Source organism: Spirillospora sp. NPDC048824 (assembly GCF_043198455.1).
Lineage (GTDB): Bacteria > Actinomycetota > Actinomycetes > Streptosporangiales > Streptosporangiaceae > Spirillospora.
Genome location: NZ_JBICUS010000004.1, coordinates 430103 through 439104, shown reverse-complemented (window position 1 = coordinate 439104; position 9002 = coordinate 430103). Strand labels below are relative to the sequence as shown.

Here is a 9002-nt window from a genome sequence, read left to right as displayed (position 1 = left end):
CCCTCATCGCCATGGCCGCCCTCACCCGCGGCGGCCTCTGCCCACCCCTCCCCGGACGAACCTGATCACTCACCCACGGAAACAACACAAGGGCCGGGAAAGCTCTGCCGGTTCTCGATTGCGCCAGACGGCATTCTCGACATGCTCATCTCGCTCTTTCGGACGATAGGGCGATCACGGTGAGCCGTGAAGCGATTACCCAAAGAAGCCGCATGCCTTTCGGACGACGCGGGATTCAGCTGCTCTGACCGGCGTCGTCGACGGTGAGGGTGGTTCGGTCGATCACGCCGGCGCGGTAGGCGGCGCCGCCGATCGTCTGGGCGGTGATCGGCGCGGTGAGCAGTTGGAAGAACGCGACCAGGATCAGCGGGGTGGCGGCCGAGACGGAGCCGGTCTGGGCCGCAACCCCGGCGAGGATCAGCAGCAGCCCGATCGTCTGCGGCTTCGTTGCCGCGTGCAGCCGGGAGTGCAGGTCGGGGAACCGGAGGGCACCCAGGGCGCCGAGGGCGGAGAAGACGGCGCCCGCGGGCAGCAGGACGGCGGTGACGACGTCCCCGGCGCTCATGGGCTCTCCCCCCAGGCCCCCGCCAGGCGGGCGGCGCTGACCGAGCCCACGAAGCCGAGCATCGACACGACCAGCAGAAGCGTCGCGTACGCGGGTTCGCCCCAGTAGGCCGAGTGGACGGCGATGCCGCTGACCAGCAGGACGGCCATGACGTCCAGTGACATGATGCGGTCGAAACTGGACGGGCCGCGTACCAGCCGCGCGGCCGTCATCAGGAACGCGGCGCCCAGCAGCGCCATGGTCAGGATGTAGACGGTGTTCATCGAGGCTCCTCCTGTGGTGGTGCGTCCTCCCATGTCACGAATGCGCGCATCAGTCGCTCCTCCGTGCGGATCACGCCGGCCCGAGCCGAGTCGGCCTCCCACGGGCCGTGGACCGGCATGGCGTGGATGCGCAGGATGGCCCGGTCCAGATCCAGGTCGATCAGGATCGTGCCGGGACGCAGGGAGATGCTGGTCGTGACTCCCAGCAGGATGACTTCCGAGCGGGACCGCAGGTCCACGTCGATGATGGCGCTGCGCACCTGCCGGGGCCTGTACAGCGCGTGCCATCCGATGACCACGCTCGACGCCAGCAGGTCCCAGGCGAACTCGGCGACGGCCATGGCGAGGCGCAGCGGCCGTATGCGCCGGACGAGCGGTACCGCGGGCAGCCGGCTCGTCGCGTACACGCCGACGACGACGACGGCGCCGCCGGCCACGGTGAGCGCGTCGACCCGTCCCCACAGCAGCAACCAGATCCCGAGCAGCCACACGCCCATGAACAGGCGGGAGGCGACGCGGCGGGAGCCGTTCAAGACCCTCCCCCCTCCAGCACGGCGTTCCGGTACACCGCCGGGTCCAGCAGGTCGGCCGCGGCGCGGTGGCTCCAGGACGCCAGCGGCCCGGCGAACACGGCGATGAGCAGGCCGCCGACGACCAGGACGGCCGCCACGGTCCCCATGAGCCGCGTGCTTCCCTCCGGGTAGGACCCGGCGGCGGGGGGCTCGCCGGCCTCCTCGGGGCGGGGACGCCAGAACCCGAGCGTCCAAATCCGCGACATCGCCATCAGCGTGAGCAGGCTCGCCAGCACCGCCACGCCGGTGACGGCGTAGGCGATGTGGCGTCCCTCCCCCAGGCCCGCCTGGAACAGCGCGAGCTTGGCGATGAAACCCGAGGTCGGCGGCATCCCGCTCACGCTCATGGCGGGAATGAAGAACATCACGGCGATGAAGGGCGACAGGCGCGCCAGGCCGCCGAGGCGGCGCAGCGACGTCTCCCCGGTGCGCCCCTGCATCAGGTCGCTGACCAGGAACAGCGCCGCCTGCACGACGATGTGGTGGGCGAGGTAGAGGATCGCTCCGGTGAGGCCGGCGACGCTGTACAGCCCGAGGCCGAACAGCATGTAGCCGATGTGGCCCACCAGGACGAACGAGAACACCCGGTGGATGTCGTCGTGGGTCAGCGCGCCGAGGGTGCCGGCGAGCATCGTCGCGGCGGCGAGGACGAGCATGATCCACGACACCTGGTCACGGGGGAACAGCAGCGTCTCCACCCGGATGAGGGCGTAGATGGCGGCCTTGGTGAGCAGTGCCGCGAACACGGCCGTGACCTTGGTGAGGGCGGCCGGGTAGCTGTCGGGCAGCCACAGGTGCATCGGGGCGATGGCGCCCTTGATCCCGAACACGACGAGGAACAGCAGCCCGAGCGCCGTGCGGGTCCCCTCGGGCAGTTCGGCGACGCGCTCGGACAGGCCGGCGAGGTTCACCGAGCCCGTCGCGGCGTAGGTCAGGCCGATCGCGGCGAGGAACAGGATCGACGACATGAGGCTGACCACGGTGTAGGTCATGCCGGCCTGGAGCCGTTCCGCCGTCGGGCTGAGCGTCATCAGCACGTAGCTCGACGCCAGCATGATCTCGAACGCGACGAAGAGGTTGAACAGGTCGCCGGCGAGGAAGATCAGGCTGACTCCGGCGGTCAGCGTGAGATACGCCGGATAGAACACGCCCGGCTCGTGCCCGCCCATGCCTCCGGCGCCCTCGGCCACGGCGTGCAGCATGATCGCCAGCAGCACGCCGATGGACACCACGAGCAGCAGCGCCGACAGCCGGTCCGCGACGAGGGTGATGCCGAGCGGTGCGGCGAAGCCCCCCATCTGGACGGCGATCACGCCGTCGCGGGCCACGGCGGCCATCAGCGCGCCCGCGGCGGCCAGCGACGCCGTGACGGTCAGCGGGGCGAGGACCCGCAGCCACCTCTCCCGGCGGCGGCTGACCATCGTGAGCGCGGACCCCAGCAGCAGCAGGACGAACGGCAGCGGAACGAGGACGCTCACGCGCCGCCCCCCGTCTCGCCGTCCCCGCGCCCGGCGGCCTCCTGCTCGGCGTCCTCCTCGAACGGGTCGGCGTCGTCGTCCCAAGACTCGTCAGGGCGCTCGGCGTGGATCCGGCGGTCCTCGACGTCGTCGCGAACCTCGTCCTCCCCCAGGAGCATCCGGCTGCGGAACGCCAAGGCCAGCAGGAACGCCGTCACCCCGAAGGTGATCACGATCGCGGTGAGCACCATGGCCTGCGGCAGCGGATCGGCCATCGGCCGCTCGGACTTCCGGCCGAGCAGCGGCGGGGAACCGGCCGCACCGCCCGCCAGCAGAAGGAGCAGGTTGGCGCCGTGCCCGAGCAGCATGAAGCCGATCACGATCCGGACCAGGGACCGCTGCATCAGCATGTTGAAGCCCGCCGCGAACAGCACCGCGGAGGCCAGGATGAGGACGAGAGCGGGCCCCGTCACGGTCGCGCTCCTTCCGCCGTGTCGTTCTCGTCCGGGACGTCCTCTTCCAGGGCGTCCTCGTCGAGGCTCGCGCCGAGTGTGGTGAGGATCGTCAGCACCAGCCCGAGCACCAGCAGGTAGACCCCGACGTCGAAGAACAGGCTCGTGGGGATCTTGACGTCGCCGATCACGGGGAGCTCGGCGTGCAGGACCTCGTTCTTCAGGAAGGCGCCGTCCGCCATGCCGCCGAACGTCCACCCGGCCACACCCGTGGCGGCCGCCAGCCCGAGCCCGCCGCCGAGCAGGACGCCGGGCCGCACGGGCATCGCGGCGGCCAGTTCGCGCCGCCCGCCCGGCAGGTAGCGCAGGACGTACGCCATGGCCGCGACGAGACCGGCCACGAACCCGCCGCCGGGACGGTTGTGCCCCGCGACGAGCAGGTAGACGGAGAACACCAGGATCGCCGGGCCGAGCAGGCGGGCCGCGGCCGCCGCCGGCACCATCGGCGCGCCGCCGAGCGCCGGGCGGCCGGAGGTCGCGAGCCAGCCTCTCCCTCCGCCGGGCTCCCCTGCCGCCTCGCCGCCGGCGGGCTCCTCGCCGGACGGGCGCGGTATGCGGCGGCGGCCACTGAGCACCAGCCCGATGACGCCCATGGAGGCCACGGCCACCACCGTGATCTCGCCGAGGGTGTCCAGGGCCCGCGCCTCGACGAGGATCATGTTGACGACGTTGTCGGCCCCTTCCTCCGCGGCGAGTTCGGCGTAGCCGGGACCGGTCGGCGTGCTGCGGCGGCTCAGCGCCGCCACCACCAGGAACGTCGCGATGAACGCGCCCAGGCCCACGCTGATCAGGCTGGTCGCGACCCTGCCGGAGAGCTTGCGCCTGCGCGGCGGGAACCGTTCCGGGAGCCGCCGCAGCACGAGCACGAGGGTGATCAGCAGGAGCGTCTCGACGACGAGGTGCGTGAGCGCGAGGTCCGGCGCGCCCTGTGCCACGAAGAGCCCGCCGATCGCGTAGCCGACCCCGGCCATCAGCAGCGCCGCCGACAGCCTGCGGCGGGCCAGCATCGCCGCGAGCCCGCACACGATCACGATCAGGCCCAGGACCGTCTGCACCGGATCGTCCCAGCCGTGCAGGACGTAGTCCGCGACGTCGGGGCTCCTCTTGTCCGTCATCCCCGCGATGAGCGCGGAGCCCGGCACCACGAGCACCGTCGTCCCGATCACACCGAGGTAGACGGGGAGCGACCCGGCCTGGAGGCGCTTGGTGACCGCGTGCGCCCCCACGAGGACCGCGCGGACCACGCCGTTGTACCCCCGCTGACCGTCCGGGACGGGCCACCGCACCGGCTTGGCCGGATACGACCGTCCGGCGAGGAGGAACAGCCCGGCACCGGCCGCGACGGCGAGCGCGGACAGCGCGATCGGGAGCCCGAGACCATGCCAGAGCGCGAGCTTGTAGCCGGGATCTCCGCCCAGCGTGTTCGCGTACGGCGCGACCATCGTCTGCACCGGGCCTGATAGGAAACCCAAGGCGAACCCTGCGGCGGCGGGCACCGCCACCGGCACGGCCATCCCCCACGGGTCCGCCGCCCGCGCCCCGCCCCCGCCACCGGCGAAGGCGGCATGGAGGAACCGCAAGCCGTAAGCCGTGGTCAACGCCGCCCCCGCCACCACACCGGCGAGGACGACGGCGTCCAGCCCCCCATGCGCGAAGGCCTTGACGGCGGCCTCCTTCGCCACGAACCCCAGGAACGGCGGCAGGCCGATCATGGACGCGACCGCCGCCGTCGCGGCGATCGCCGTCACGGGCAGCCGCCGCCCCATCCCGGACAGTTCACCGGCGCGGCGCGTCCCGGCCTCGTGCTCGACGACGCCGGCGGCCAGGAACAGCGGTGCCTTGAACAGTCCGTGGGCCAGCAGCAGCGCGGTCCCCGCCAGCGCCGCCGTCCGGGTCCCGGACCCGAGGAGGACCATCAGGAAACCCAGCTGGCTCACGGTGCCGTAGGCGAGCAGCGCTTTCAGGTCGTCCTGCCGGAGCGCGATGACGCCGCCGGCGAGCAGGCTCACCAGCCCGACGCCGATCACCGCCGGGCGCCACAGGCCGGTGTCGGCGAACGCGGGCGTCAGCCGCGCCACCAGGTAGACGCCCGCCTTCACCATGGCGGCGGCGTGCAGGTAGGCGCTCACCGGCGTGGGCGCCACCATCGCGGCGGGCAGCCACGCGTGCAGCGGCATCTGCGCCGACTTGGCGAACGCGCCCAGCAGCACCATCACCAGGCCCGCCTCCGCCGCGGCGCCGCCCGGCGGGTCGACGAGCAGCGCCGAGATCCGGTAGGTCCCGGCGGCCTGGCCGAGCACCACGAACCCGGCGAGCATCACCAGCCCGAACGCGGTCGTCATCAGCAGCGCCTGGGTCGCCGCGCGCCGGTCCTCGGCCCGTTCCGGGCGGGTCGTGCCGATCAGGATGAAGGAGCTGAGCGTGGTCAGCTCCCAGAACACGTAGAGGACGAGCAGGTTGTCGGCGAGCACCAGACCGGTCATCGCCCCCGCGAACGCGACGAGCGTCCCGGTCATCAGTCGTTCGGAACCCTCGAAGTACCAGCCCGCGTAGCAGAGCGCGACGGCGCCCACGCCACCGACCAGCAGCAGCATGACGATGGACAGCGCGTCCAGCCGGAAGTCGAGTACGAGCCCGAGGTCGGCGGCCCACACGAGCTCCGCCGTGAGGTCGTCCCCGCCCGCCCGAGTCGCGGCCCACGCCGCCGTCGCCGCGGGTAGCACCGCCGCCGCGCACGCCATCACGCGCCGGTACCGCCCCAACGCCCAGGGCACGGCGACCGCAACGACGGCATAGGCCAGAAGAAGCGTCACCATGCCGCCCGCAGCCCCCCTCCACCAGGCACGCACAAGCCGATCTACCCGGCCAGCGCCCGCGAAACGGAGGCCCGGATGGGATACCCGGCAGCCCGAACGACGCGGCGTTACCGCGTCAAGGGCAGGGCGCAGCGATCAAGCCACGGAGGCCCCGCCGACCGACACCATGGCGGCGTGCGGGAAGACGGGACTCACCACCGATCCGAGTCGGAGTGTTCGTCGGGCCCGGCGATTAGGCGGACGCCGCAGCATCCGCCCGCACCCCAGAACCAAGAAGCCCGCCCCGAAAGGGGCGGGTGGGCGGGGGGTGGCGGAGGCCCACGGGGGGCTCCGGGGGGTCGCCCCCCGGGCGTCATGACGGGAGCGATCCGGCGAAGACGAAGCGAAGCTCGTCGAGTAAGGGGAGGCAATCGCTCCCGCGACTGGACTCGAACCAGTAACCTGCCGGTTAACAGCCGGCTGCTCTGCCAATTGAGCTACGCGGGATCGTTGGTCCGGCGGGGCCTCGGCCCCTGTCGGCGCCCCTAGGTTAGCGCATGTCGGGGGTTGCTCGCGCACGGTTATGGGTTGGGTCGGCGCTGGCGGGTATGGGGGTTGTCACGAATCCGCCGTCGGCAGGAGTTGGGCATGAAGACTCGCGTGATGTTCATGGCAGGGGCCGCGATCGGCTACGTCTTGGGGACGAAGGCCGGGCGTGAGCGGTACGAGCAGATCAAGAGGATGTCGCAGCAGGTGTCGGAGAATCCGAACGTCCAGGAGACCGCGGGGAGGCTGCGGGCGAAGGGCGAGGAGTTCGCCGGCAAGGCGGGGCATCTGAAGGAGCGGGTGCCGCAGCAGGTGCCGGGTCGCCACAAGGCCGCGGAGGAGCAGCCTCCGCAGGTTTACCCGAATTAGAGGCCCGTCTGGCGGCGCAGTTCTTCGAGGACCTGTTCGGCCTGGGCCCGCAGGCCCGGGTCGGCGGGGTCGAGTCCCGCCTCGAAGACGAAGGTCCAGCGCACGTCGCCGCCCGTGGTGGGGCGTCGGCCGGCGATGCGGACTTTTCCGCCGCCGGGCAGGACGGCCTGGTGGGTGACGGCGATGGTGGCGGTGACGCGTTCCCTGACGGTTTCGGGGACGGAGCCGGGGTCGGTGAGCCCGACGTGGTGTTCGGCGCCGGCGGAGGTCTCTTCGACGTGGAGCCACCCGTCCTTCCAGGTGGCGTGGTCGACGCGTTCCCAGGGGATGCGGGTGTATCCGCCTTCGGGTGCCGGGACGTGCAGCGCGGCCGTGGTGGCGGTCACGTGTGAGCCGCCGCGGGTGGGGGCGGCGGCGAGGACGCGTTCGCCTCGTTCGAGCGCGAGGGCGTCGCGAACCGCGGGCGGCAGGGAACCACGGCGTAGGCGCATGGCCCCACCGTAGGCGATGGGGCGGCGCGGCCGATCAGGCGGCCTGGGGCGCGCGGCGGGCCCCGAGCAGGTCGAGGACGAGTGCGGCGGACCAGGCGTAGTCGTGGCTGCCGCGTCCGGTGCCGTCGAACGGGTCGAAGAATTCGCGGAATCCGGATTGGCGGACGAGCCGCATGGTGGAGCCGTAGAGCAGGTCGGCGACGACGGGGATGCCGTGTCCGAGTGCGCCGTACCAGATGAGCCAGTTCGTGCTGATCCAGGTGGGGCCGCGCCAGTAGCCGCCGCGGTCGAACGCGGGTGCCTGGATGTCGCAGGTGGGGATGGGGTATCCGGCGGCGCCGGCGAACCGCGCCGACAGGAGCAGGTCGACGAGGTTGCGGACGATCGGGGCGGGCAGTTCGGGGTCGAGGAGGGGGCCGAAGGCGCCGACGGTGACGACGGGCAGGAGGCGGTCGTCGCGTAGGTCGCGGGCGCGGAAGCAGCCGGTTTCCGGATCCCAGAGCCGGTCGAGCATGGCCTGGTGGACGCGTTGCGCGTGTTCGCGGTGCGGGACGGGGTCGGCGCCGACGATGTCGGAGATTTCGGCGAGGGCGTGGGTCGAGGCCAGGTAGATGGCGTTGACGAGGGGGTCCTCGACGGCGAACGGGTGCGCTTCGCGGAGGTAGCCGGGCCGGTAGCCGGCCTCGCGCATGAGGGCGGCGAGCCAGACGTAGCGTTCGTAGTCTTCGCCGGTCGGCAGGGTGTGGGTGCGTTGTGCGGGCGCGTACGCGGTGGGCGGGAGCCGGAGGGCGCCGAGGGGGCGGTCCCAGGCGGGGCTGTTGTCGAGGCCCGACTCCCATGGGTGGCAGATGGCGATCAGGCCGCCGGCGTCGAGGTCGCGGGCGCGGCGGAGGTAGCGGTGCTGGGCGGCCAGCATGGGGTGCAGCCGGGTGAGGAAGGCGCGGCTGGTGTCCGCGTCGGGGGCGCATTCGTGGAGGCGGAGGGCCGTGAGGGCGTGCAGCGGCGGCTGGGTGAGGCCGGAGGTGTGCACGCCGTGGGGCGCGTCCGGCTGGTGTTCGCTGCGCCACAGTTCGGGGCCGGGGAAGTACGCGTGCCGGGCGAGGGTGGTGTTGAACACGATGTGCGGGAGCATCCCGTCGGCCCATTGGCCGCGGAACAGGGAGAGCAGTTCGGCTTCGGCGCGGTCGTGGCGGTGGCGGGCGAGGCCCATGCTGATGAACGCCGAGTCCCAGCTCCACTGGTGCGGGTAGAGGCCGGGCGACGCCGCGGTGGCCGTCCCGGTCCAGTTCGCATCGAGAACCCTGGCCGCGGCCTTCCACAGCGCGGTCTCGTCACCGGTCAGACGGGAGCTCATGCGTTCAGGGTGTCTCCTCCTCGGAGAGGGGTTCACGGTGATTGTGACCGCTGAACGCGGCCGCTGCGACCCCCTGCG

At 72.2% G+C, this 9002-nt stretch carries 9 protein-coding genes and 1 tRNA gene; 1 reads left to right on the top strand and 9 read right to left on the bottom strand.

Annotated features, from left to right (window positions below):
* Positions 1-235: 235 nt before the first annotated feature.
* The 7 genes from mnhG to ACGFIS_RS11085 form a co-directional block, all read right to left on the bottom strand.
* Entirely contained in the window at positions 236-565 is a 330-nt protein-coding gene (gene mnhG / locus ACGFIS_RS11115) for a monovalent cation/H(+) antiporter subunit G (protein ID WP_392902337.1), read from the bottom strand.
* Positions 562-828, bottom strand: a complete 267-nt coding sequence (locus ACGFIS_RS11110; protein WP_392902335.1) for a monovalent cation/H+ antiporter complex subunit F — start codon at positions 826-828, stop codon at positions 562-564. The genes mnhG and ACGFIS_RS11110 overlap by 4 nt, the downstream gene beginning before the upstream one ends.
* Complete coding sequence (locus ACGFIS_RS11105) at positions 825-1361, bottom strand: Na+/H+ antiporter subunit E (RefSeq protein WP_392970364.1); 537 nt, start codon at positions 1359-1361, stop codon at positions 825-827. The genes ACGFIS_RS11110 and ACGFIS_RS11105 overlap by 4 nt, the downstream gene beginning before the upstream one ends.
* Positions 1358-2878, bottom strand: coding sequence for a Na+/H+ antiporter subunit D (locus ACGFIS_RS11100; protein WP_392902331.1), 1521 nt, complete (start codon positions 2876-2878; stop codon positions 1358-1360). The genes ACGFIS_RS11105 and ACGFIS_RS11100 overlap by 4 nt, the downstream gene beginning before the upstream one ends.
* Positions 2875-3330 (bottom strand): Na(+)/H(+) antiporter subunit C, encoded by a 456-nt coding sequence (locus ACGFIS_RS11095; protein ID WP_392902329.1) that lies wholly within the window; start codon positions 3328-3330, stop codon positions 2875-2877. The genes ACGFIS_RS11100 and ACGFIS_RS11095 overlap by 4 nt, the downstream gene beginning before the upstream one ends.
* Positions 3327-6185 carry a hydrogen gas-evolving membrane-bound hydrogenase subunit E gene (gene mbhE, locus ACGFIS_RS11090; RefSeq protein ID WP_392970361.1) on the bottom strand — a complete coding sequence of 953 codons (2859 nt, stop codon included), beginning with the start codon at positions 6183-6185 and terminating at the stop codon, positions 3327-3329. The genes ACGFIS_RS11095 and mbhE overlap by 4 nt, the downstream gene beginning before the upstream one ends.
* Positions 6186-6598: 413 nt before the next feature.
* Positions 6599-6671: transfer RNA gene (locus ACGFIS_RS11085), tRNA-Asn, on the bottom strand.
* A gap of 141 nt (positions 6672-6812) precedes the next feature.
* Between ACGFIS_RS11085 and ACGFIS_RS11080 the strand changes: the two genes are divergently transcribed.
* Entirely contained in the window at positions 6813-7079 is a 267-nt protein-coding gene (locus tag ACGFIS_RS11080) for a YtxH domain-containing protein (RefSeq protein ID WP_392902243.1), read from the top strand.
* Here the strand turns inward: ACGFIS_RS11080 and ACGFIS_RS11075 are convergent.
* Together ACGFIS_RS11075 and ACGFIS_RS11070 are read right to left on the bottom strand one after the other, a co-directional pair.
* Entirely contained in the window at positions 7076-7570 is a 495-nt protein-coding gene (locus ACGFIS_RS11075; RefSeq protein WP_392902241.1) for a hypothetical protein, read from the bottom strand. The genes ACGFIS_RS11080 and ACGFIS_RS11075 overlap by 4 nt on opposite strands.
* 34 nt (positions 7571-7604) lie before the next feature.
* Positions 7605-8924, bottom strand: coding sequence for an amylo-alpha-1,6-glucosidase (locus tag ACGFIS_RS11070; RefSeq protein ID WP_392902239.1), 1320 nt, complete (start codon positions 8922-8924; stop codon positions 7605-7607).
* Between the last annotated feature and the right edge of the window lie 78 nt (positions 8925-9002).

Coding starts and splice junctions, on each gene's coding strand:
- mbhE (WP_392970361.1), bottom strand. CDS start 6,185: ATGGTGACGCTTCTTCTGGCCTATGCCGTCGTTGCGGTCGCCGTGCCC.
- ACGFIS_RS11075 (WP_392902241.1), bottom strand. CDS start 7,570: ATGCGCCTACGCCGTGGTTCCCTGCCGCCCGCGGTTCGCGACGCCCTC.
- ACGFIS_RS11070 (WP_392902239.1), bottom strand. CDS start 8,924: ATGAGCTCCCGTCTGACCGGTGACGAGACCGCGCTGTGGAAGGCCGCG.
- ACGFIS_RS11110 (WP_392902335.1), bottom strand. CDS start 828: ATGAACACCGTCTACATCCTGACCATGGCGCTGCTGGGCGCCGCGTTC.
- mnhG (WP_392902337.1), bottom strand. CDS start 565: ATGAGCGCCGGGGACGTCGTCACCGCCGTCCTGCTGCCCGCGGGCGCC.
- ACGFIS_RS11080 (WP_392902243.1), top strand. CDS start 6,813: ATGAAGACTCGCGTGATGTTCATGGCAGGGGCCGCGATCGGCTACGTC.